The sequence below is a fragment of the Streptomyces sp. NPDC051662 genome (genome assembly GCF_040681655.1).
Lineage (GTDB): Bacteria > Actinomycetota > Actinomycetes > Streptomycetales > Streptomycetaceae > Streptomyces.
Genome location: NZ_JBFAZD010000028.1, coordinates 48,193 through 73,291 on the forward strand (window position 1 = coordinate 48,193; position 25,099 = coordinate 73,291).

Genomic DNA, 25,099 nt, shown 5'->3' on the forward strand with positions numbered 1-25,099 from the left:
CCCCGCGAGACACCTCACCGACGTACGTACCACCAGGGAAAGGCCCTTTCGAACGATGTTTGACGTCGAGTCTGACCGGACGTCCGCTTCCGGCATACCCGTCACGGGTGGGCAATCCGGTATCTGGCTTGCCCAGCAGATCGACCCGGACAGCACCGCCTACAACATCGTGTTCGCTCTGGACCTGCGCGGCGACCTCGACCTCGACCGGCTGGCCGCCTCCGTGCGGCGGGCCGTCGGGGAAGCCGAGAGCCTGCATGTGCGTATCGGCCCCGGAGACGGCGGACCGCGGCAGACGCCCGCACCCGTTCCCTTCGACGTCCCCGTCATCGACCTGCGAAGTGCCCCCGATCCCGAGCGGGCCGCCGCCGACTGGATGGACGCCGAGCGCGATCGCCCGGCCGATCCGGCCCGGGACCCCCTCTTCGGCCAGGCCCTGCTGCGCCTGGCCGACGACCACGTCACGTGGTATCAGCGCTATCACCACCTCGTCACCGACGGCATGGGCGTCACGCTCATCACACGCCGGGCGGCGGAGATCTACACCGCCGGTGACCGGCCTCCCGCCCCCCACGACTGGCGGATCTCCCGCTTGGTGGAGGCCGACATGGCCTACCGGGCCTCGGATCGCCACCAGGAGGACCGCGGCTACTGGCTGGCCCGTATGGCCGACCGTCCCGAGCCCGTACGCCTGGTGGAACGCGCCCCGGCGCTCATGACGCGGCGGCTGCGACGCACCTCCGAGCTGTCAGCCGAGGCCGCCCAACCCCTGTACGCCGCCGCCGAGCGGGCCGGTACCCGGATCTCCCGTCTGCTGCTCTCGGCCGTGGCCGCCTATCTGCACCGGGTCAGCGGTGAGCAGGACCTCGTCCTCGGGCTGCCGATCGCCGCCCGCCAGGACGCCGTGTCGGCCGGCATCCCCGGCATGGTGTCCAATATCGTCCCGCTGCGGCTGTCCGTCCGCCCGGGTACGACCGGCGCCGAACTGCTGGCCGATGTCCATGACGCGGTCACCGAGGCGGTCGCCCACGGGCGCTACCGCGCCGAGGACCTGGCCAGGGAACTGGGCCTGGCCGACGGCGTGCCCGAACTCGTCGGCCCGACCGTCAACATCCTGCCCCGCTCCGACGACCTGCGGTTCTCGGACCACGAGAGCGGACTCGAACCGGTCTGGGTCGGCCCGGTCAGCGACCTGGCCCTCAACTTCGTCGAGACCCATGGAGGGCTCGGCCTGCGCGTCCATATCGACGCCGACGCGGACATGTGCGACGAGGAGACCCTGCGCGCCCACGAGCACCGCTTCCTGGCCCTGCTGGCCGATCTGGCCGAGGACCTGAACCGCCCCGTCGGCCGCATCGAGCTGACCTCCGGCGCGGAGCGGGGCCAACTCCTCGACGAGTTCGGTGTGTCACCGCGCGAGACCGCCGAGCTTTCCTGGCCCGCCGCGTTCGAGCGGCAGGTCCGCCGTACGCCGGACTCCGTCGCCCTCGTCTGCGAGGAGCGGGAGCTCACGTACGCCGAGCTGAACGCGGCGGCCAACCGGCTGGCCCGCCTCCTCGCCGCCCGTGGCGTCGTCGCCGAGGACGTCGTCGCCGTGGCCATGCCGCGTTCCCCCGAACTCGTGGTGTCCCTGCTCGCGGTCATGAAGGCGGGGGCCGCCTATCTGCCGCTGGACGTCGACCACCCGCAGGACCGCGTCCTCTACATGCTCGATGACGCAGGCGCGCGCACCGTCATCACCACCCGCGAGCTGTCCGACGTCCTCCCGAAGGCCACAGGCGTCGGCCACCTGCTCCTCGACGACCCGTCCGTGGCCTCCGAGTACGCCGCACTCGACGCCTCGGACCCGGGTGTGTCGATCACCTTGGGCCAGGCCGCGTATGTCATCTACACCTCGGGCTCCACCGGCCGGCCCAAGGGTGTCGTCGTCTCTCACGACGGCGTCGGCAGCCTCATCGCCACCGCCACCGACCGCATCGGCATCACGTCCGACAGCCGCGTCGTCCAGTTCGCCTCCGCGGGCTTCGATGTGACGGTCTGGGACCTGATCATGTCGCTGTGCGTCGGCGGTCGTGTCATCGTCGTCCCCACCGAGCGGCGCGTCGCCGGGCCCGCGCTCACCGAGTACATCGGGCGCCACCGTGCCACCCATATGATCCTGCCGCCGTCCCTCGTCTCCGCCCTGCCGCAGGACTGCGACCTGCCCGACGGCGCCGTGCTGATCGTGGGCACCGAGGCCGTGCCCAGCGAGCTGATCGCCCGCTGGTCCGGCCGGCTCCGGGTGGTCGTCGCGTACGGCCTCACCGAGGCCACCGTCAACTCCACCCTGTGGATCGCCACCCCGGACAGGCCAGGGGCCGCCCCCATCGGCGAGCCCGACCCCAACACCCGTGCCTATGTGCTCGATTCCGCGCTGCGCTGCGTGCCGGTCGGTGCCGTGGGCGAGCTGTATGTGGCCGGACGCGGCCTCGCCCGCGGCTATCTGGGCAGGCCGGGGCTCACCTCGGAACGCTTCGTCGCCGACCCGTACGCGGCCGAGCCGGGCGCGCGGATGTACCGGACCGGCGACCGTGTCCGCTGGAGCGCCGACGGCAACCTGGAATTCCTGGGACGCGCCGACGGCCAGATCAAGATCCGCGGCCACCGCATCGAGCCCGGCGAGATCGAGAGCGCCTTCATGGCCTGCCCGGGCATCTCCCAGGCCGCCGTCCTCGTCCGCGACGACCATCGCGGCGCCAAGCGGCTCGTCGCCCACCTGGTGGCCGAGGCCGGTACGGACCCGGACGCCGCCGTGGCGCGGGCGCGCGCCAGGATCGCCGAGGCGCTGCCCGACCACATGGTCCCCTCCGCCGTCGTACGCCTTGACGGGCCCCTGCCGCTGACACCCAACGGCAAGCTCGACAGCCGTGCCCTGCCCGAGCCCCGGTGGACCGCGACGGCCGGCGGCGACGCGCCCACCACCCCCGAGGAGACCGCGCTCGCCGGGCTGTTCGCCGAGGTGCTCGGACTGCCGTCGGTCGGCGTCCACGACAGCTTCTTCGAACTGGGCGGCGACAGCATCGTCGCGATCCAGCTGGTCAACCGTGTCCGCGACGCAGGGCTCGTGATCACCCCCCGTGATGTGTTCCGGCAGCGGACCGTGGCGGCGCTCGCCAGGACGGCGGGCCGGGCCGGCGCGGGCGAGGCGTCGGCGGCCGACCGGACGGCCGCACGAGTGGCGCGCCTCGACGAGGACGCCCTGCCGGTCTCACCGCTCCAGGAAGGGTTCTTCTTCCACGCGGAGTTCGACCGGGCGGCCGGTGACCTCTACCTCGTCCAGGAACTCCTCGACCTCGAAGGCACCGTCGACCCTGACCGGCTGCGACGGTCGCTCCAACTGCTGCTCGACCGGCACCCGCTGCTGCGCGCCTCGTTCCGCCAGCTCCCTGGCGGCGAGGTCGTCCAGCGGATCGCCGACGACGCGACCCTGCCATGGCGCGAGGCCGACACCGCGGGCACCCCGCTGGAGGAACTGCTGCGGCGGGACCGCGCCGAGCGGTTCGATCTCGCCCGGCCGCCGTTGATACGGGCCACCCTCATCCAGGACGGGCAGCGCCGGCGACTCCTGCTCACGCTGCACCACATCATCGCCGACGGCTGGTCGGTCTCCGTCCTGCTGCGCGAACTCATCGCCGCGCACCAAGGCGTGGACCTGCCCGAGCCGCCCGCCCCCGGGCCGTATCTCTCCTGGCTGGCCCGCCGGGACCGCGACGCCGCTCGCGACGCCTGGCGGCAGGCCCTGGCCGGCCTGGACGGCCCCACCCGGCTGCCCGCCTCCGCCTTCGCGACCGGCGACGACGAGACCGGACCGGCCGCCCTGCCCGAGCGGGTGGACGTCCGGCTGCCCGAATCGCTCACCGCCGAGCTGACCGCCTTCGCCCGCGGCCACGGCCTCACCCTCAGCACCGTCGTGCACGGAGCCTGGGCGCTGCTTCTCGGCGGTCTGACCGGCAGCCAGGACGTGGTGTTCGGCACCACCGTCTCGGGACGCACCACCGAGGTCGAGGGCCTGGACAGGGCCGTGGGCCTGTTCATCAACACGGTGCCCGCCCGGGTCACCCTGCACGCGGGCGAGTCGCTCGCCGAGCTGCTGCGGCGCGTCCAGGACGAGCACGCCGCCCTCCTGGACCACCAGCACCTCGGGCTCGCCGAGATCCAGCGGATCGCGGGCGGCGGTGAACTCTTCGACACGCTCGTGGTGTTCGAGAACTTCCCGTCCGGTGACCAGTCCACCGGACAGGACGACGAGGCGTTGCGTATCACCGGCGCCGAGGTGTTCGACGCCGTGCACTACCCGCTCGCGCTGATCGTCGAGCCGGGCGGTGCCCAGCTGTCGCTGCGGTTCACCTACGACGCGGTCCGGCTCGATCCGTTGTCCGTGGCGGTGATCGCCTGCCGGTTCGAGACGCTGCTGCGGACTCTCCCGGCCGACCCCGCCCGCCCGGTCGCCGGGACCGGGATGCTGTCCGACAGGGAGCGGGAGCGGCTCATCGCGCTGAACGCCACGGCGCGTCCGCTGCCCGACGCGGATGCCACTCTCGCCTCGCTCTTCGCCGCGCGGGTGGCACGGACCCCGCACGCCCCGGCGGTCGTCTTCGAGGACACCACCCTGACCTACGCCGAACTGGACCGGCGCGCGGAGGCGCTGGCCCGGCGGCTACGGGCACGCGGCGCAGGCCCGGAGCGGTTCGTCGCCGTCGCGGTGCCCCGTTCGGCCGAGCTGATGGTCGCGCTGCTCGGCGTGCACAAGGCGGGCGCCGCCTACCTGCCCGTGGACCTCGACTACCCCGCCGACCGGGTGGCGTTCATGCTCGCCGACTCGGCGGCCCGTACCGTCGTGACCACCGGTGAATCGGCCCGGCGACTGCCCGACGTGCCGGGTCTCGAACACGTCGTCGTGGACCATGACGAGGAGGTGCCCGAGGCGCCCGGCGCGCACGCGGGCCCCGATCACCCCGCGTATCTGATCTATACCTCCGGCTCCACCGGGCGTCCCAAGGGCGTCGCCGTCACCCACCGCGCGATCGTCAACCGCCTCGCCTGGATGCAGGGGGAGTACGGCCTCACCGCCGACGACCGGGTGCTCCAGAAGACCCCGTCCAGCTTCGACGTGTCCGTCTGGGAGTTCTTCTGGGCCCTGGTCGAGGGCGCGACCGTCGTACTCGCCCGGCCCGACGGCCATCGCGACCCGGCGTATCTGGCCGAGCTGATCCACACCCGGCGGATCACGACGACGCACTTCGTGCCGTCCATGCTGGCCGCGTTCGTCCAGGCGATGGACGCCGCCGCCGACGCCCCGGACTGGACGGTGAGCCTGCGCCGGGTGTTCTGCAGCGGCGAGGCTCTGACCGGACCTGACGCCCGCCGCTGGTGGGAGCTGACATCCCGGCACGGCCGCGGCCCCGTACCGCTGCACAACCTGTACGGCCCCACCGAGGCGGCCGTCGATGTGACGTACTTCCCGTACGAAGGCGGCACCGAACTCGCCGTTCCCATCGGCCGCCCCGTGTGGAACACCCGGTTGTACGTACTCGACGCCTTCCTGCGCCCCGTCCCGGACGGAGTGCCGGGCGAGCTGTATCTGGCCGGAACCCAGTTGGCCCGCGGCTACCACGGCAGATACGGCCTGACCGCCGAGCGGTTCGTCGCCGACCCGTTCGGCGAGCCCGGCACGCGCATGTACCGGACCGGCGACCTGGTCCGGCGCCGCGCCGACGGCGCCGTCGAGTACCTGGGTCGCACCGACCGGCAGGTCAAGATCCGCGGCAACCGCGTCGAGCTGGGCGAGATCGAGGCCGCGCTGGCCGCCCTGCCGGGTGTGGCACGCTCCGCCGTGATCGTCCGCGACGGGACGCTCCTGGGCTACGCCGTGCCCGCTCCAGGCCCGGCCCCGGACGCCGAAGTCCTCCACAGGGCGCTCGCCGGGGCACTGCCCGCGGCGATGGTGCCGACGGCTGTGTTGGCCGTCGACGAGCTGCCGCTGACGCCCAGCGGCAAGCTCGACCAGAACGCCCTGCCCTCGCCGTCCCCCACCCCCGGGGCCGGTGGCCGGGCGCCCCGCGACGAGCGGGAACGCGCCCTGTGCGAGATCTTCACCGATGTCCTCGGCCTGGCCGGGATCGGTGCCGACGACGACTTCTTCATGCTCGGCGGCGACAGCCTCACCTCGATCGCCGTCGCCACCAGCGCCCGTGAAAGGGGACTGACCATCAGCCCGCGCGATGTGTTCGAGCGCCGCACCCCCGCCGCACTCGCCGCCGTGGCCGCGAGCGCGCCCGCGGAGCCCGCCGACGCCGACCCCGGCGGCCCCGAGGAGCCCACCGGCGGTGTGACCGTGTCCGCCGCCGACGCCGGGCAGGCCGCCGCGGCACTCCAGGCCATGCTCGCCCAGCAGCAGGGGTCCGGGGCCGCGGTCGACCCGGCGCTGAAGGCGCTGCTGGACCAGCTGACCGCCGCCGTGCCGGCACGGTCCCCGGCCCCCGCCCCGCTGGGCGGACTGGAGCTGTCCCCGGAGGAGAACGCCCGCGTCGAGGCCGTCGCCGGGCTGCCGGTCGCCGACATCTGGCCGCTCTCCCCGCTCCAGGAGGGCATGTACTTTCACGCCACCTACGACGCGGGGGACGCGCTCGACGTCTATCTGTCGCAGGAGACCCTGGACTTCGACCACCGCCTGGACCTCGCCCGGCTGCGCGCCGCCTGCCGGACGCTTCTGGAGCGCAACGCCGGCCTGCGCGCCGGATTCACCAGCGACGGCCTGCCCCGGCCCGTGTCGTTCGTCGTGGACGGTGCCGAGGTCCCCCTGGTGGAGACCGATCTGTCCGGGCTGGCCGCGGAGGATCAGCGCGCCCGCGTGGACGAACTGCTGGCCGCCGACCGCCGCAAGCGCTTCGACCTGTCGGCACCGCCCCTGTGCCGCCTCCAGCTGATCCGGCTCGGGGACGGCCGCGACCGGCTCGTCGTCACCCACCACCTCATCCTGTGGGACGGCTGGTCCGCGTGGCTGTTCCTGGAGGAGTTGTTCACGCTGTACGAGCGGGACGGCGACCCCACGGGTCTGCCCGCCCCGGGCTCGTACCGCGACTACCTGGCGTGGCTGGACGAGCAGGACACCACCCAGGCCATCGGCGCGTGGCGCGGCGCGCTCGCCGGTTTCGACGAGCCGACCCGCGTCGCGCCGGCGGGCCGCGACGCGGGGCCGGTCATCCCGGCCGACTTCGACGCGGTGCTGACCCGGGAGACCAGCGACCGGCTGCGCGCCCTCACCCGGCGGCACGGCCTCACTCTGAACACGGTGCTCAACGCCGCCTGGGGCCTGGTCCTCTCCGCGATGACCGGCCGCGACGACATCGTCTTCGGCACGGCGGTCGCCGGCCGGCCCGCGGAGGTGCCGAACGTCGCCGGCATCATCGGGATGTTCCTCAACACCGTCCCGGCACGGATCGGGTTCACCCCCGACGAGCCGCTGCTCGACCTGCTGCGGGGCATGCAGTCCGAGCGGGCCGCGGTCATGCCGTACGAGTACGTCGGACTCGGCACGCTCCAGCAGGAGACCGGCCACCGCCGGCTGTTCGACACGCTCTTCGTGCTGCGCTCGGCCGACGGCGAGGACCGGGCGGCGGCGCTCCGGCAGCGGTACGGCATCACCGATGTGTCGAACGTGGACGGCACCCACTTCCCGCTCACGCTGATCGTCACGCCCGGGACCCGGCTGCGGGTGACCCTGGCGGCCCGGCCCGACCTGTTCGGCGCGGAGGCCGCGACCACGATCCTCGGCCGGTTCACCACCGTCCTCGAACGGCTCGGGGAGGCACTCACCGCCCCGGACGCCGCGTCCGCCCGTACCGTCGGTGTGGACCTGCTGCTGCCGCCGGAGCGCGCCGCTCTGGCGGCCGAGTGGGCCGCCGGCCGGGAGCCCGTGCCGAACGAGACCATCGCCGACATGCTGACGGCACAGGTCGCCCGTACCCCGGACGCGGTCGCGCTGGTCTTCGGCGAACGGTCCCTCACATACGCCGGACTGGACGCGCACATCAACCGGATCGCCCGCCTGCTCCTCGCCCGTGGCGCGGGACCGGAGAAGGTCGTGGCGCTGGCGCTGCCCCGGTCGATCGACATGGTGGCCGCGCTCTTCGCCGTCCTGCGGACGGGCGCCGCGTATCTGCCGCTCGACCTGGACCACCCGGCCGACCGGCTGCGGCTGATGGCCGAGGACACCGGACCTCTGTGCCTCGTGTCCACCACGGCCGTCGCCCCGACCCTGCGCGGTGGCGCCGGCGCGGTGGCGCCCGAACTCCTCCTGGACGACCAGGCCGTGGCCGCCGAGCTGGCCGCCCTGCCCAGTGGGGAGATCGCGGACTCCGAGCGGTCCGCGTTCGCGCGCGATGTCCAGGACCGACTGGAGTACCCGGCGTACGTCATCTACACCTCCGGCTCGACCGGCCGCCCCAAGGGCGTGGTCACTCCCTACCGGGGGCTGACCAATATGCAGCTCAACCACCAGAAGGAGATCTTCGACCCGGCCATCGCCTCGGCCGGCGGGCGCCGGCTGCGCATCGCGCACACTGTGTCCTTCGCCTTCGACATGTCCTGGGAAGAACTCCTCTGGCTCGTCGAGGGCCATGAGGTCCATGTCTGTGACGAGGAGCTGCGCCGCGACGCCGAGGCGCTGGTCGCCTACTGCGACCGGCACCAGGTCGACGTGGTCAATGTGACCCCCACCTATGCCCAGCTCCTCATCGAGGAGGGCCTGCTCGACCGGGACGAAACGGCCGGGAAGCACCGGCCGGCCCTGGTCCTCCTCGGCGGCGAGGCCGTGTCCGACACCGTGTGGTCCAAGCTGCGCCGCACCGAGGGCACCTACGGCTACAACCTGTACGGGCCGACCGAGTACACCATCAACACCCTCGGCGGCTCGACCACGGACAGCGCGACCCCCACGGTCGGCATTCCCATCCGCAACACCCGCGCCTATGTGCTGGACACGATGCTGCGGCCCGTTCCGCCGGGCGGCCCCGGCGAGCTGTACATCGCGGGCACCGGTCTGGCCCGCGGCTACCACGACCGTCCCGCGCTGAGCGCCGAACGGTTCGTCGCGGACCCGTTCGGGGAGCCGGGCGAGCGGATGTACCGCACGGGTGACCTCGTACGGCAGCGGCCCGACGGTCTGCTCGACTTCCTGGGCCGTACCGACGACCAGGTGAAGATCCGCGGTTACCGGATCGAACTGGGCGAGATCTCCTCGGCCTTGTCCGCGCACTCCGAGGTCGCCCACGCGGCGGTCGTCGTGAACGAGAGCACCGGAACGCCGCGCCTGGTCGGCTACTTCGCGCCGGAGGACGGCACGGAGCGGGGGGAGCAGCTGCTCCAGCGGCTGCGTGACCACCTGAAGGAGGGACTGCCCGACTACATGGTCCCGTCCGCGCTCGTCCCCGTGGACACACTGCCGCTCACCGTCAACGGCAAGCTGGACGTACGCGCCCTGCCCGCCCCGGACTTCACCGGAACGGGCACGAGCCGCGTCCCCCGCACGCCGCGGGAGGAGACGCTGTGCGCCCTCTTCGCGGAGGTGCTCGGCCTGCCGGAGGGCAGCGTCGGCATCGACAGCGACTTCTTCGAGCTGGGCGGCCACTCGCTGCTGGCCACTCGTCTGGTCAGCCGTGCCCGCACCGCCCTCGACGCCGAACTCGCGATCCGTGACCTGTTCGAGGCGCCCACCGTGGCCGAACTGGTCGAGCGCGCGGCCCGCTCCGGTGGCGCCGCCCGCCCGGCGCTGACCGCCGGTGAGCGGCCCGACGAACTGCCGCTCTCGCACGCCCAGCAGCGGCTGTGGGTCATCCAGCAGATCGAGTGCGCCTCCGCCGCGTACAACTTCCCGCTGGTCCTGCGATTGCGCGGGGTCTTCGACGGCGAGGCGTGGAGCGCGGCACTCGGCGATATGACGGCCCGTCATGAAGCCTTGCGTACGGTGTTCCTGGAGCCCGGCGGACAGGCGATCCAGAGCGTGCTGCCCGCCGGGGAGGCACGGCCGGTCGTGGAGTGGCTGCGCGCCACCGAGGACGAGGTGCCCGCCCTCGTCGACGCGGCCGTCAACCGGCCGTTCGACCTCGCCGCCGAACTGCCGTTGCGTACCACGATCGTGGAGCTGACGCCCGAGGACCATGTCGTCGTCCTGCTGCTGCACCACATCACCACCGACGAGTGGTCGGACCGCCCGTTCCTCCGTGACCTGGCCACCGCCTACGCGGCCCGGGTCCGCGGCGCGGCGCCACGGTGGGAGCCGCTGCCGGTCCAGTACGCCGACTACGCGCTGTGGCAGCAGCGCCTGCTCGGCGACCCGGCGGACACGGGCAGCCTGGCGGCCCGGCAGCTGGAGTACTGGCGCACGGCCCTGGACGGCGCCCCCGAGGAACTGGAACTGCCCACGGACCGGCCGCGCCCGGCACGGCCGGCGTTCTCCGGCGCCGAACTGGACATCGCGTTCGACACCGACGTCCACGAGGGGCTGAAGCGGCTCGCCCGTGAGAGCGGCGCCAGCATGTTCATGGTGGTGCACGCCGCGGTGGCCGCCCTGCTGTATCGCATGGGCGCCGGTACGGACATCCCTCTCGGCTCGCCCATCGCGGGGCGCGGCGACGAAGCGCTGGACGATCTGGTCGGCTTCTTCGTCAACACGCTCGTGCTGCGGACGGACCTGAGCGGCGATCCGAGCTTCACCGAACTGCTGGCCCGGGTCAGGGAGACCGACCTGGCCGCGTTCTCGCACGCGGACGTGCCGTTCGAGTCGGTGGTGGAGAAGCTCAACCCGACGCGTTCACTCTCCCGGAACCCGCTGTTCCAGGTGATGGTCGGCTATCACGCCCGGACGGGCGACGGGCTGGAACTGCCTGGACTGCACGCGGACTACATGCCGTTCCGTATCCGCTCGGCCAAGTTCGACCTGGTGTTCAGCTTCACCGAGCACACCTCGGCCGACGGCGGGGCCGGCTCTCTGAGCTGCCGTCTCGAATTCGCCACGGAGCTGTTCGACCACGAGAGCGCCGAACGCCTCGGTGATCGCCTCCGGACGCTCGTCGGTGCGCTTGTCGCGGCCCCCGAGCAGCCGGTATCGCGGGCGGAGATCCTCGCCGCCGACGAGCGGCGGATGGTTCTGGAAGGCTTCAACGCCACGGCCCGCGAGGTCGACGAGGAGTCGTTCCCCGCGCTGTTCGCACGGCGGCTCGCCGAGCGCCCCGACGCGGTCGCCGTCGTCGACCGCTCCCGCTCCGTGACGTACGCCGGGCTCGACGCCCGTGCCAACCGCGTGGCGCGGCTGCTGGCCGCGCGCGGCGTGGGCGCCGGGAGCGTGGTCGGCGTGGCCGTGCCCCGCTCGGTCGACATGGTCGCCACGGTGCTCGCCACGATGAAGCTGGGCGCCGCGTTCCTGCCGCTCGACCTGGTCCACCCGGCCGACCGTCTGACGTACATGATCGAGGACTCGCGGGCGGCCCTCGTGGTCGGCACCGAGCCGGTCGCGGGGAAGATCCCGGAGGTGGCGGGCGTACCGGTGGTGCCGCTCGACGAACCCTCGGTCGCCGCCGAGCTGGACACTCTGCCGGAGACCGCGGTCGAGGGGCGGCGGGTCGGCCTCGACCAGGCCGCGTACGTCATCTACACGTCCGGTTCGACCGGCCGTCCCAAGGGCGTGGTCGTTCCGCACGAGGGCATCGCCAGTCTCGTCGCCACCGCGGTCGACCGGATGGGCCTCGAACGCGACAGCCGTGTCCTCCAGTTCGCCTCGATCGGCTTCGACGTCTTCGCCTTCGAGCTGTCCATGGCGCTGTGCCGGGGAGGCAGGCTCGTCCTCATCACGGACGAGGCGCGGGTCGCGGGCCCGGCGCTCACCGACTTCCTCGCGGACCAGCGCGTCACGCACATGATCCTTCCGCCGTCCCTCGTATCGGCCCTGCCGCCGGGCTGTGAACTGCCCGAGGGCTCGACCGTCCTGGTCGGTACGGAGACGGTGCCGCCGGACCTGTTCGAGCGGTTCGCCGACAAGGCCCAGCTGATCTGCGCGTACGGACTCACCGAGGCGACGGTCAACTCCACACTGTGGCCCGCGCGCGAGTACGGCGGACGCCCCTCCGGCCGGGTGCCCATCGGCCGGCCCGACCCCAACACCCGCTGCTACGTACTGGACGACAACCTCAGGCCGGTCCCGCCGGGTGTCGCGGGCGAGCTGTATGTCTCCGGACGCGGCCTCGCACGCGGCTACCTCGGCAGGGCAGGGCTGACCTCGGAGAGGTTCGTCGCCGACCCGTACGGCCCGCCCGGCGCCCGGATGTACCGCACCGGTGACCGTGCCCGCTGGCGCGCGGACGGCAACCTCGACTTCCTCGGCCGGGTCGACACCCAGGTCAAGGTCCGTGGCTTCCGTATCGAACTCGGTGAGATCGAGGCGGCCCTCGCCGGGCACCCCTCGGTCGCCCAGGCCGCCGTGGTGCCCGATCGCGACGGCGACATCGTCCGCCTCGTCGGCTATGCCGTGCCGGAGGCCGGCGGGCTGGACCCGCGGGAGCTGCGCGCCCATATGGCCGGTGTGCTGCCCGAGTACATGGTCCCGGCGCTCGTCGTACCGCTGGACGGCCCGCTGCCGCTGACGCCCAACGGCAAGCTGGACCGTAAGGCGCTGCCCGCGCCCGACTGGGCCGCGATGACCGGCGGCGCGCTCCCGGCCACCGGGACGCAGGCCAGGCTCGCCGAGCTGTTCCGCGAGATCCTCAAGCTGGAGAAGGTCGGAATCCACGACAACTTCTTCGCGCTCGGCGGCCACTCCATGGCGTCGATGCGGCTCCTGGCCCGTATCCGCGCCGAGTTCGGGGTCGAACTGAGTATCCGGGACGTCTTCGACGCCCTGACCGTCGCCGGTCTGGAAGGCAAGCTGAAGGGCGCGTCGACGGCCCGCCCGGCACTGCGCCCGGCGGAGGACCGCGGGCACCCGCACGCGGCGGCCCCGGTCCAGCGCTGGCAGTGGGACGCCCACCGCCGTCACCCGGGCTTCGACCACGCGCTCGTACTGCGCTCGTCCGGCGGTCTGGACGCGGACGCGCTGTCCGCCGCGCTCGCCGATGTGGCCGCCCGTCACGAGCCGCTCCGTACGGCGTTCACGGAACGGGACGGCGCGCTGTACCACCGGGTCGCCGAGCCCCCGGCCCTGATGCTGGAGGAGTGCGAGGACCTGGAGGCCCGCCTCACCGAACTGGCGGCCGGGGCACCGGAGCCGGTCCGTGAGGCACCGCTCGGGGCCCATCTGCTCACGGCGGCCACGGGGCAGCAGGCGCTGCTGCTGACCATGCGCTATCTGGCGGTGGACGAGTGGTCGGTCGTCCCGCTCTTCCGTGATCTGACGGCCGCGTACGCGGCCCGTCGGGAAGGCCGGGCCCCCGAATGGCAGCCGCTGCCGGTCTCGTACACCGACTACGCCCAGTGGGCCCGCGAGGTCCTGGGCGACCTGAACGATCCGGACAGCCGGGGCGGCCGGCAACTCGCCTACTGGCGCGAGACGTTGAAGGACCTACCGGCTGAGCCGGCTCTCCCGACGGACGCCGCGCGCTCGTCCTCGCCCGGCGCGGGCCATGTGGGCTTCGTCCTGGACGAGCGGACGCACGCGGCCGTGGACGACCTGGCCCGGGCGACCGGCACCAGCATGTTCATGGTTCTGCACTCCGCCCTGGCGACACTGCTCACCGCCCACGGCGCGGGCACCGACCTGCCCATCGGGACGATGGTTGCCGGCCGTACGGACGACCAACTGACCGACCTGGTGGGCTGCTTCTTCAACACGGTGGTGCTGCGCACCGACATGGCGGGCGATCCGACGTTCACGGAGCTGCTGTCCCGCGTGCGGGAGACCACGCTCAGCGCCCTCGACCGGCAGGACGTCCCGTTCGAGGAGGTCGTACGGGCGACCGGACTGCCTCCGGAGGGCCCGCGGGTGATGGTGATCCACCATGAGCAGGCGGACCTGGCGGGGCTGGAGGGCGGTGTCGGGTCCCTCGACGCCGTACCCACCGGTTCGACCCGGGCCCGGCTGACCCTCAGCTTCTACGAGCCCCATGGCGACGGCCCCGTCCACTGCGCCCTGATCCACGCCACCGATCTGCTCGGCACCGCCAAGGCACGGCGGCTCGCCGACGAACTCCAGAGGCTGCTGCGCACCGTGGTGGCCGACCCGGAACAGCCGCTCTCGGAGCTGTTCACCGCCCTGTCCACAAGGAGTGACAACGCATGACCACCAACCCGTTCGAGGATCCGCGGGGCCGCTTCCTGGTCCTGGTCAACGACGAGAACCAGCACTCGCTGTGGCCGTCCTTCGCGGAGGTTCCCGCCGGGTGGCGGACCGCCTTCGGCGAGGACACCCGCGAGGCCTGCCTCGCGTACGTCGAAGAGCACTGGACGGACCTGCGCCCGGCGAGCCTCATCGCTCAGCAGGGCTGACCCGCGTCCCGGAACGCCGCCGCCCGTGGAGAACCCTCTCCACGGGCGGCGGCGTCCCGTTGCGCGGTCCGTCTCCACAGTCCTCCGTCGACGCGAAGCTCCCGCCCGGATGTCATGGGCGGGAGCCTCACGCGAGGTACGGAGGGAACGAGGTACGGAGGGAACGGGTTCCTACGCCGGGACCGCCGGTTCCTGGCGGCTGTCGGACCACGCCGACCAGAGTTCGGCGTAGCGTCCGCCCGCCGCGACGAGTTCGTCGTGGGTGCCCGTCTCGACGACCCGGCCCTCGTTCAGGACGACGACGCGGTCCGCGGTCGCCGCCTGGGGGAGACGGTGGGCGACCATCACGCCCGTACGGCCCTCCAGCGCGCGCAGGGCGGCGGTCTCCAGCACGCGGGCGCCCGCGCTGCCGGCGTCGGCGGTGGCCTCGTCCAGGATCGCGATGGGCGGGTCGGCGAGAACGAGGCGGGCGAGGGCGAGTTGCTGGGCCTGGGTCACCGTGAGGCGGTGGGCGCCCTCGCCCACGACCGTGGCCAGGCCGTCGGGCAGCGCGTCGACCCAGTCCACCGCCTCCACCCGGGCCAGCGCGGCGCGCAGCTCCTCGTCCGTCGCCTCGGGGCGGGCCAGTCGCAGGTCCTCGGAGAGCGGGCCGGCGAAGACGTGGACCTCCTGGCTGATCAGGGTGACGGACTGCCGTACCCCGGCCGGTCCCAGCTCCCGGGAGTCCACGCCGCCCAGGGAGATCGCACCCGCCGTCGGGGTGTGGACGCCCGCGATCAGCTTCGCCAGTGTGGTCTTCCCCGCGCCGCTGGCCCCGACCAGGGCCACCCGTTCGCCGTCCCGTACCTCCAGGTCCACCGCGCGCAGCACCGGGTGACCGTCCACGTACGCGTGGCCGAGGTCCACCACCTTGACCGAGCCGTCCACCGGCGCGGTGGCCCGCTCGTCGGGCTCCCGTTCGGCGGGGAGGCTCGACACGCCGACAAGACGAGCAAGGCTCGCCCCGGCGGACTGGGCGTCGTCGATGAGGAAGAGCGCGGCGTTGATCGGGTTGAACAGGCCATGGAAGTAGAGCGCCGCCGCGGTCGCCGTACCGATGCTCACCGAGCCGTTGTCGACGAGGAGGAATCCGGTGACGAGGATCGACGTCATGCCGATGAACTCGGCGATGTTGAGGCGGGAGAAGAAGCCCGAGACGAGGCGCATGCCCCGCGCCGCCAGGTCGACGGACGCCTGCGACCGCTGCTCCAGCAGGTCCGCGTGACGTCCGTTCAGACGGAACGCCCGTACCGTACGCACCCCGCCGACGCTGTCGAGCAGCTGGTGCTGGAGGGCGCCGGTCGCCACCCGGTGGGCGGCGTAGATGCTCGCGGCGCGCGGGATGTACCAACGCACCGTGAGGACATGGACCGGGGCGGACACCAGCACCGCGAGCAGCAGCCGCCAGTCGAGGACGGCGAGACCCCCCAGCGTCAGCACGATGGTGAGGAAGGCCCCGATGAACTCGGGCAGGGCCTGCCGTACCGCCCTCGCGATCAGGGTGACATCACCGGTCACCCGCGAGGTCAGGTCGCCGGAACCGGCCTGCTCGACCCGTTCCAGCGGCAGTCGCAGCGCCCGCGCGATGAACCGTTCTCGCAGGTCCGCGAGGACCGTCTCGCCGAGCCTGGCGACGAGGGACTTGCCGATGGCGGTCGCGACGGCCCTGGCGACGGCGACCGCCAGCAGGAGCAGCATCGGTACGGTCAGCGCGCTCGCGCCGCGCTCGTCCACGACCAGGTCGACGATATGGCCGAGCAGCGGCGCGGTCAGCAGCCCGATGCCCGTGCCGACGACCAGTACGGTCACCGCGCCCACGGCCAGTGGCCGGTGACGGCGCAGTAGTCCACGGACGACGGCGAGAGTCTGGGCGCCGGTGGCGGTGGGCAGGAGTTCGCGCTCGGGCGTGCCGGGTCCGCTCATCGTCCGTCCGTCGTCCTTCTCGTCTCGGTGCCGAGGATCCGGGTTCTGCGGGTCGCGCGGGTTCTGGTCCCGCGGATCTCTGTTCTGAGCGGCCGTCATGCCAGCACCGCCGCGCGGTACGTCGCGTGGGCGCCGGCCAACTCGGGGTGGCTGCCCCGGGCGGCCACCCGGCCGTTGTCGAGCATGATCACGACGTCGGTGCCGGCGAGCAGGGCGGGGCTGGTGGTGACCAGGACCGTGGTGCGGCCCCGGCGCAGATCCCGCAGCCGGGCCGCGATGCGGGCCTCGGTGACCGTGTCGACGGCGGTGGTCGGGTCGTGGACGACGAGGACCGGCGGGTCGGCGGCCAGGGCCCGGGCCAGTGCGACCCGCTGGCGCTGGCCGCCGGACAGCGACCGGCCCCGTTCGGTGAGGACGGTGTCCACCCCCTCGGGCAGGGCCTGCGCGACATCGTCCGCCGCCGAGGCGGCCAGCGCCCGGCTCATGTCCGCACCCTCGGTGTCCGCTCCGGCCCGTACGTTGGCGAGGAGGCTGTCCTCGAACAGGTCGGCGTCGTGGTGGGCGACCAGGATCGCGCGGCGGACATCGTCGGGGTCGAGGTCGGTCAGTGGTACGCCGTCGAGCTCGACGGTGCCTTCGGAGGGGTCGAGTTCGCGGCCCAGGCAGAGCAGCAGATCGTTCGCGGCGGCCGGGTCACGGGTGACCACACCGACGAGGCCGCCGGGCGCGATGTCGAGATCGACGCCGCGCAGCGCGCCCTGGGTGACGCCCCGCAGCCGCAGCCGCCCGACGACCGGGTCAGGAAGTGGGGCCGCCCCGGCCACGACGGCCGGAGGCGATGCGAGGATCCCGGCGATCCGGTCGGCCGAGGCACGGCCCTGGGCGAACTCGCCGTTGACAAAGGTGAGGAGCTGGAAGGGACCGAGCAGGTACTGGGCAAGCCCGACGGCCGCCACCAGTTCACCCACGCTGATGGTGCCTCGCATCGCCAGATGAGCGCCGACGAGTCCGATGACCGCGATGAAGATGCCCGTCAGCGCGAGGATCGCGCCGTCGTGCCAGGCCCGGCTGCCGGCCGCCCGCAAGGCGGCGGACAGTGAACTCCGGCTCGTCCGCCGGTAGCGGGAGACCGCCGCCGACTCGGCGCCGATCCCCTTCAGTACCCGCAGGCCGGCGACCAGATCGGCGGCGACCCCGGACGCGTGGGCCGCGTGCTCCTGCTCGGCCTCGCTGCGCCGTTCGAGCGGGCGGCTGATGAGATGGCCGATCCACAGCAGGGGCGGCACGCCGAGGAGGACGAGCAGACCGAGCGGCACGGAGATACGGAGCAGTGCCACCGCGCTGATGACCAGCCCGGCGATCGCGGACAGACCGTACGTCAGCGCGGAGGCGACCGAGCCGACACGCCGGGCGTCACCGGTCGCGACGGCGGTCAGCGCGCCGGGCAGTCGCCCGGAGTCGGCGCCGCCCCGGGGATCGAGCACCCGGGCGGCGAGGTCCTGCCGGATCCGGTGCGCGGCGCCCTCGCCCGCGCCTTCGGTGAGCCGTGCCGAGTTCCGGTAACACGTGGACAGAACGAGGAAGAGACCGGCGAGCACCAGCAGCCAACGCAGGAGGGCGCCGGAGGATCCGGTCGCCACCGCCTCGTCGATGACCAGGCCGATGACCACCGGGACAAGGGCCTCGCACGCTTGGTGCGCCATGCCGAGGAGTGAAGCTCCGGCGATACGGCGGCGCTGGTCACCGAGCGCTCTCCGGAGGACATGGCCCCCCGTTGGTCCTCCAGCGGGCATGCGGCGCCTCCATAAGAACAGGGGGGATAGTTAGGTAAGCCTAGCTTAATTGCGACCCGTGCCAAGGGTGTGCGTGGAGCTCCGGCGGCGGCCCGTGGTACGGGCATCGGCGCAGGCCGCGCCCCCGCGTTGACCCCGTCGCGGTTGTACGGTTAGGCTCACCTAAGTTCCATCATTCGCATGTCATATCGGTTGCGGCACACCCATGTTCAACGCTTCGTGTTGACGCGCGGGGCGCGCGAACGCCGCCGGGGGAGTGGTCCTTGTCTGTCGAAGCCCGGGCGGCGTCCGGAAGCGAGACCGGTGATCCCGTCGTGCCCACGGCACGTCCGGCCGCGGCGGCCCTGCGCGGTCTCGGGCTTCTCGTGACACTCGGCGCGCTCGTCCTCGTCTCGCTGATCAGCGTCTGGGTGGGCACCAGAGGGATTCCGTTCGCCTCCACATGGGACCTCCTGTGGCGCCCTGACGGATCGGAAGCCTCCGTCATCGTCCATGACTACCGAATCCCCCGAACCCTCCTGGGCATCCTCGTCGGAGTGGCACTCGGGCTGTCAGGCGCCCTGATGCAGGCCCTGACCCGCAATCCGCTGGCCGACCCTGGACTGCTCGGGGTGAACCTGGGCGCCTCCGCCGGCGTCGTCGTGGCCATCGCGTTCATGGGCGTGGCCGCGCCTCTCGGCTATGTGTGGTTCGCCCTCGCCGGGGCGGCCGTGGCGTCGGTGGGTGTCCATCTCCTCGGCTCCTCGGGGCGGAAACTGGCCACCCCCGACCGGCTCGTCGTCGCCGGAGCGGCGGTCACGGCCGTGCTCTACGCCTTCAACTGGGCTGTGCTGCTATTCGATCCGGAGGCGTTCGACCAGTTCCGGTTCTGGACCGTGGGCTCTCTCGCGGGCCGGTACTACGACATCGTGTTCCTCGTCCTGCCGTTTGTCGCCGTAGGAATGATCATCGCCTTCCTTCTGGCCCCGTCCCTCAACGCGCTGGCGATGGGCGACCAGTTGGGGCGCGCCCTGGGCGTGCGTGTCGGCCGCACCCGCGTGCTGGCGGCAGTCGCCGTGATGCTGCTGTGCGGCGCCGCCACCGCGGCGGTCGGGCCGATCAGCTTCGTGGGTCTGGCCGTTCCGCATGCCGCCCGGTTCCTCTCCGGAACCGATCAGCGCTGGGTGTTCGCGTACTCGATGCTGCTCGCACCGGTCCTGCTCATCGGCTCGGATGTGCTGGGCCGTGTGCTCGGCGCCCCGGGCGAGGTGCAGGTCGGCATCGTCACCGCGTTCATCGGCGCGCCGTTGTTCATCGCGCTGTGCCGTCGTCGAAAGCTGGTCATGCTGTGAGCGCCGCCCGGGAGGCGGAAGCCTCCGTGCCCGGATCCGTCAACACCCCCGCCCCCCGCGTGATCAGCGGCCGGGTCGTCCGCATCGGACCGGGCGGAGTCTCGCTGCGCGTGCGGGGCCGTGTCTTCGCCGTGACCGCCCTGCTGCTCGTCGCGCTGGTCGTCGTCGTGGGTATCACCCTGACCACCGGTGACCTCCCGCTCTCCGTCGGAGAGGTGCTGAAGGCCCTGACCGGGAACGGATCCGCGTCCGCCGACTTCGTCGTCAACACCCTGCGCATGCCGCGCATCCTGACCGCGGTGTTCGTCGGCGCGGCCCTCGCGGTGAGCGGGGCGATCCTGCAGAGCCTCACCCGCAACTCGCTCGGCAGCCCCGACATCATCGGCTTCACCAACGGCTCCGCCGTGGGCGCGCTCGTCGTCATCATCGTGCTGCACGGCAGCATGACCCAGATCGCGTTCGGCGCGCTGATCGGTGGTCTCGCCACGGCGCTCGCCGTCAACCTCCTCATGGTCGGCCGCGGTTTGCAGGGTTTCCGGCTGGTCGTCATCGGCATCGGCGTCAGTGCCCTGCTGCTCGCCGTCAACTCGTACCTGGTCACCCGGGCGACCTTCCAGGAGGCGCTGGAGGCCCAGGCATGGCTGATCGGCAGTCTGGGAAACCGGCTGTGGACGCACGCCAACGCCATCGGTCTGGCCCTCGCCGTGCTGCTGCCGCCGGCCCTTCTCCTCTCCCGCCGTCTCTCCATGGTGGAGATGGGCGACACCACCGCCATGGCGCTCGGCGTCGATGTGTCGCGCACCCGCACGATCCTCCTCATCATCAGCGTCGCCCTCGCCGCGTTCGCCACCGCCGTCACCGGGCCCATCTGGTTCATCGCCCTGGCCGCGCCCCAGGTGGTCCGCAGACTCACCCGGTCATCCGGCCCGGTGCTGCTGCCGTCCGCGCTCATGGGCGCCGTTCTTCTCGCCCTGAGCGACCTCGTCGTGCAGCGGGTCTTCGCGCCCGCGCTCCTTCCGGTGGGCACGGCGACCGGCGCCATCGGCGGGCTCTACCTCATCTGGCTGCTGATCACCGAGTCGCGAAAGAGCCGCGCATGACCGCGAAAGAGCCGCGCATGACTGGAAAGAACCGCCCCCAGCCCCGGCTGCGTGCCGAGGACCTCACGCTCTCCTACGACCAGCGGACGGTGGCCACCTCCCTGAGCGTCGACATCCCCGACCACTCCTTCACGGTGATCATCGGGCCGAACGCCTGCGGCAAGTCGACACTGCTCACGGCGCTGGCCCGGATGCTCAAGCCGAAGGCCGGGCAGGTCTATCTCGACGGCGCCGCCATCGCCTCGTACCGTTCCCGTGAGGTCGCCCGCCGCCTCGGACTGCTCCCGCAGTCCTCCAGCGCGCCGGGCGGCATCACGGCCGGCGACCTCGTGGCCCGCGGCCGGTATCCGCACCAGCGCCTGCTGAAGCAGTGGTCCGCCGAGGACGAGGAGGCTGTCACCGAGGCGATGCGACAGACCGGCGTACTCGAACTCGCCGACCGTCCCGTGGACGACCTCTCCGGCGGACAGCGGCAGCGCGTCTGGCTGTCCATGGTGCTGGCGCAGCAGACCTCCATCCTCCTGCTGGACGAACCGACCACCTTCCTCGACATCGCCCACCAGGTCGAGGTGCTCGACCTCTGCGCCGAGCTGCACGCCCGCAAGGGCCACACCGTCGTCGCGGTGCTGCACGATCTCAACCAGGCCTGCCGCTACGCCACTCACCTCATCGTGATGCGGCCCGGCGGAATCATCGCCGCCCAGGGAGACCCTGCCATCGTCATGACCGCCGAGCTCGTCGAGGACGTGTTCGGCCTGCCCTGCCGGATCATCCGCGACCCCGAGACCGGCACACCACTGATGGTGCCGGCCGCTCCCAGGCGGTACGAGCCCGAGACGGCCGCGGCCGACATCCCGAACCGGACCACTGACGCCATGCTCGCCGAAACCTCCTAGGGACGGACGGATGGACTCCGCATGACGCTGTGCACAAGGCTGACGAACGCGCGCGTCCTCACCATGGACCCGGAGCGCCCGGTCGCTCACGACCTCGGCGTCTGGCGGGGGCGGATCGTGGGCCTGGACGAGGCCGTGACCTCGCTGCCCGCCCGCGAGGTGATCGATCTCCAAGGCGCCACCGTCCTGCCGGGATTCATCGACAGCCACGTCCACCTCGCGTGGACGGGGCTCAAGGCGAGCTCCCCGAGCATCGCCGGCCTCGAACGCGTCGAGGACGTTCTCGCCGTCGTGGCGGACGCCGCCGCCCGCACGCGCGCACCCGGTGAGTGGGTTCACATCGGTGGGTACGACCAGCGAGTCCTCGGGCGGCATCTGACCGCGGCGGATCTCGACCCGGTCAGCCATGGCCGCCGGGTGTTCGTGATGCACGATTCCGGTCACGCCTGTGTGGTCAACAGCGCCGTGCTCGACCTCCTGTCGGCCGAAGTCCCCCATGACAACGGCGTCCTCGTGGAGGGCGCGATGGGCGCCGTACGCAGTCTGCGCCTGCCGTACTCGCAACGGGAACTCGCCGACGCCATCGAGTACGCCGCACGCGCCTGCCTCGCCGAAGGCATCACGGCCTGCGCCGAGGCCGGTATCGGCGGCGGCCTGCTGGGCCACAGCCCCGTCGAGCTCGGTGCGTATCAACTCCTGCGCGACGAGGGCCGACTACCGCTGCGGGTCCAGCTCATGCCCGGCGCCGACACCCTGCGACCGCTCGGCGCGCACGAGGACGACGGCATCCCGCGCGCGCTCGACCTCGGCCTGCGCACGGGGTTCGGCGACGACTGGCTGTCCATCGGCGCTCTCAAGATCTACACCGACGGCGGCATGATGGCTCGTACGGCCGCCCTCACGGACCCCTACGAGGGAATGACCCACACGGGCCAGCTCCAGGACGACCCGGAGCACCTCACCTCCCTCATCGTCGACGGCCACCTGGCCGGCTGGCAGCTCGCCGTCCACGCCATCGGCGACCGGGCCGCGGATCTCGCCCTGGACGCCCTGGAGCGGGCGCGGACGCTGAGGCCCCGCACCGACGCGCGCCACCGTATCGAGCACGCCGGGCTCATACGGCCCGACCAACTGCCCCGCTTCGCCCGGCTCGGACTCAGCGCGGTGATCCAGCCCAACTTCCTGCGCTACTTCGGCGACGACTACGCGACGATCATGGGCGCGGAGCGTGCGCCCTGGATGTACCGCGGCCGGGGCTTTCTCGACCACGGCGTCACGCTCGTCGGCAGCTCCGACCGCCCCGTCACCGATGGATCGCCGCTGCGGGCCATTCAGTTCATGGTCGAGCGTGCCTCGCTCTCGGGGCAGCTCATCGGGCCGGACGAGGCGATCACCGTCGACGAGGCGCTGCGCGCCTACACCGTCGCCGGGGCGTACGCCTCGCGATGGGACGACAGCGCCGGCAGCCTCACCCCCGGCAAGCGCGCCGACTTCGTCGTCCTGGGCGACGATCCGCGTCGCGTCGATCCCTCCACGATCGGCGACATCGAGGTCGTCGCGACCTTCGTGGACGGACGCGAGGCGACGGAGGGACGGAAGCTGTGAGCATGTCTCCGGTGTGACGAAGACGCGACTTGGCTACTTACTTAGGTAAGGCTAACCTTACTCTGACTGTGTTTCATCGAGGTGAACCGGCGCACCAACAGGGTGTCTCACGCGATGGAGCCGAGGAAGGAACGCCTTGATCACGGCCAGGCCGCGCCCCGCGACGCGGCTGTCTGACGCGCCCCACCCGATACGTCCGCCTTCCACGCCCGACAGCCGGGTGCGTCCCGCCTGCTCCGAGGACGCTTCGGCGCTCGCCGCGCTCTCCGAGCCGTTCGTACGCTCCGGCGCACTGCGTGCCCGGCCGTTCCAGGTCTACGTCTGGCACGCCGGTGACTTCCTGGTGGCCGAGGCGTCCGACGGAACACTGGACGGCTGCCTGGCGCTCCGTGTCCACCCCGGACCGACGCGGGACGGGCGTGCGACCGGCGTTCTGTACAACTTCTGCGTCGCGCACGGGCGACAGGGCAGCGGCCTGGGCGCACGGCTCCTGACCGCCGCCCTCGCCGAGGGGCGTTCCCGGGCGCTGGACACGCTGTTCACCGCGACGACCGGGAGCGGCCGGCTCTTCCTCGGCCACGGCTTCGCCCCGGTCTCCCCGCGCCGTGCCCCGGAGACCTGGGCGCGGTCGCTGGATCCGCGGCGCGGAGCGAAGGTCCTCGCCCGCGTTCTGTGACCACGTACCGGCAACCGGCCGGCACGACAACGACGGGGAGGGCCCGAGCCGGCCGGCCCGGGCCCTCCCCGTCGTGACGGCGTGTCCGCGTGGAGCGCGGGTGCTGTCGCCGCCGGTCGCCCGTGGTCCTACCCGGCCTCGGGCTCCGCGTCCGGGACGATCGTCGTGCCCGGGCTCTCCTCGGCGAGGACACCGCGCAGTACGGCATGCGGCACGCGGCCGTCCAGTACATGGGCTTTACGGACACCCGCGCGTACCGCCCGCAGGCACCCCTCCATCTTCGGGAGCATGCCACTGGCGAGCCCCGGCAGCAGCGCGTCCAGTTCACCGGCCGTGAGCCGGTCGATCACCTCGGTGCTGTGCGGCCAGTCCGCGTACAGCCCCTCGACATCGGTCAGCACCACCAGCCGCTCCGCGCCGAGCGCGGCGGCGAGCGCCGACGCCGCGAGATCGGCGTTGACGTTGTAGACCTCCCCGTCCGCACCCCGCGCGATGGGGGAGACGACGGGGATGCGGCCCGCCTTGAGAAGTGCGCCGATGGTGTCGGTGTTCACGGCCACGACCTCGCCGACGAGACCGATGTCCACCGGCCGCCCGTCCACCCACACCGGCCGTCGTACGGCTGTCATGGTGTGCGCGTCCTCGCCCGACATGCCCACGGCGTACGGGCCATGGGCGTTGAGGGCGCCGACCAGATCCCGCTGGACCCGGCCGGTCAGGACCATGCGGACCACATCCATGGTCTCGGGCGTGGTCACCCGCAGCCCCGCCTCGAAACGCACCTCCAGGTCGAGGCGGTCGAGCATCGCGCTGATCTGTGGTCCGCCACCATGCACGACGACCGGACGCAGACCCGCGTGCCACAGCTCCACGATGTCCTGCGCGAACGTCCGGTGGAGCGTGGTGTCCACCATGGCGTTGCCGCCGAACTTGACGACCACCGTGGGGTTCTGGAGATCCTGGAGCCACCGCGGAGCGGCGGCGGCCACACCGCTCGCGACGAATCCCTGGGCAGCGGTCACACTCACGGAGCCACTCCATTCGTGGGCGGGCCCAGCCGTTCCGGCGGGCCGAGGGCGTTCAGGAAGGCCGTGTTGTGGCGCATGTTCGCCGGCAGCTGTTCACCTGGGCGTGGGGTCAGCGGGCTGAGGACGAGAAGTGCCGCCCGGTCGGGCATCGGATGGGACGCGATGACCGGCAAGCCCATGACTGTCCCTCCCCGGAT

Annotated in this window: 11 protein-coding genes; 7 read left to right on the top strand and 4 right to left on the bottom strand. The window is 72.3% G+C overall.

Annotation, left to right across the window (positions count from 1 at the left end; all coding sequences use genetic code 11):
- Positions 1-55: 55 nt before the first annotated feature.
- Both AB0M67_RS33420 and AB0M67_RS33425 read left to right on the top strand, forming a co-directional pair.
- Positions 56-14,305: an amino acid adenylation domain-containing protein gene (locus AB0M67_RS33420; protein ID WP_365751322.1), complete on the top strand. Its 14,250-nt coding sequence runs from the start codon at positions 56-58 to the stop codon at positions 14,303-14,305.
- Positions 14,302-14,511 carry an MbtH family protein gene (locus AB0M67_RS33425; RefSeq protein ID WP_249950224.1) on the top strand — a complete coding sequence of 70 codons (210 nt, stop codon included), beginning with the start codon at positions 14,302-14,304 and terminating at the stop codon, positions 14,509-14,511. The genes AB0M67_RS33420 and AB0M67_RS33425 overlap by 4 nt, the downstream gene beginning before the upstream one ends.
- A 171-nt stretch (positions 14,512-14,682) precedes the next feature.
- On the opposite strand, the gene AB0M67_RS33430 is transcribed toward AB0M67_RS33425, so the two are convergent.
- On the bottom strand, positions 14,683-16,473 hold the full coding sequence (locus AB0M67_RS33430; protein ID WP_365751323.1) for an ABC transporter ATP-binding protein: 1,791 nt from the start codon (positions 16,471-16,473) through the stop codon (positions 14,683-14,685).
- Between the two features lie 95 nt (positions 16,474-16,568).
- Positions 16,569-18,266: an ABC transporter ATP-binding protein gene (locus AB0M67_RS33435; protein ID WP_365751324.1), complete on the bottom strand. Its 1,698-nt coding sequence runs from the start codon at positions 18,264-18,266 to the stop codon at positions 16,569-16,571.
- Positions 18,267-18,529: 263 nt separating this feature from the next.
- On the opposite strand from AB0M67_RS33435, the gene AB0M67_RS33440 reads away from it, so the two are divergent.
- The 5 genes from AB0M67_RS33440 (at position 18,530) to AB0M67_RS33460 (ending at position 23,874) form a co-directional block, all read left to right on the top strand.
- Positions 18,530-19,597 carry an iron chelate uptake ABC transporter family permease subunit gene (locus AB0M67_RS33440; protein ID WP_365751325.1) on the top strand — a complete coding sequence of 356 codons (1,068 nt, stop codon included), beginning with the start codon at positions 18,530-18,532 and terminating at the stop codon, positions 19,595-19,597.
- A 26-nt stretch (positions 19,598-19,623) separates the two neighbouring features.
- A complete protein-coding gene (locus tag AB0M67_RS33445; protein WP_365751326.1) occupies positions 19,624-20,697 on the top strand; it encodes an iron chelate uptake ABC transporter family permease subunit in 1,074 nt (357 codons plus the stop codon).
- Between the two features lie 17 nt (positions 20,698-20,714).
- Positions 20,715-21,593 carry an ABC transporter ATP-binding protein gene (locus AB0M67_RS33450; RefSeq protein ID WP_365751327.1) on the top strand — a complete coding sequence of 293 codons (879 nt, stop codon included), beginning with the start codon at positions 20,715-20,717 and terminating at the stop codon, positions 21,591-21,593.
- A 21-nt stretch (positions 21,594-21,614) separates the two neighbouring features.
- Positions 21,615-23,198: an amidohydrolase gene (locus AB0M67_RS33455; RefSeq protein ID WP_365751328.1), complete on the top strand. Its 1,584-nt coding sequence runs from the start codon at positions 21,615-21,617 to the stop codon at positions 23,196-23,198.
- A 220-nt stretch (positions 23,199-23,418) separates the two neighbouring features.
- Positions 23,419-23,874 carry a GNAT family N-acetyltransferase gene (locus tag AB0M67_RS33460; protein WP_365751367.1) on the top strand — a complete coding sequence of 152 codons (456 nt, stop codon included), beginning with the start codon at positions 23,419-23,421 and terminating at the stop codon, positions 23,872-23,874.
- A 128-nt stretch (positions 23,875-24,002) separates the two neighbouring features.
- On the opposite strand, the gene argB is transcribed toward AB0M67_RS33460, so the two are convergent.
- Together argB and AB0M67_RS33470 are read right to left on the bottom strand one after the other, a co-directional pair.
- The gene (gene argB / locus AB0M67_RS33465) at positions 24,003-24,863 is read right to left on the bottom strand and encodes an acetylglutamate kinase (protein ID WP_365751368.1); all 861 of its coding nucleotides are present in this window, start codon (positions 24,861-24,863) and stop codon (positions 24,003-24,005) included.
- A 35-nt stretch (positions 24,864-24,898) separates the two neighbouring features.
- Positions 24,899-25,081: a hypothetical protein gene (locus tag AB0M67_RS33470; protein ID WP_365751329.1), complete on the bottom strand. Its 183-nt coding sequence runs from the start codon at positions 25,079-25,081 to the stop codon at positions 24,899-24,901.
- Positions 25,082-25,099 lie beyond the last annotated feature (18 nt).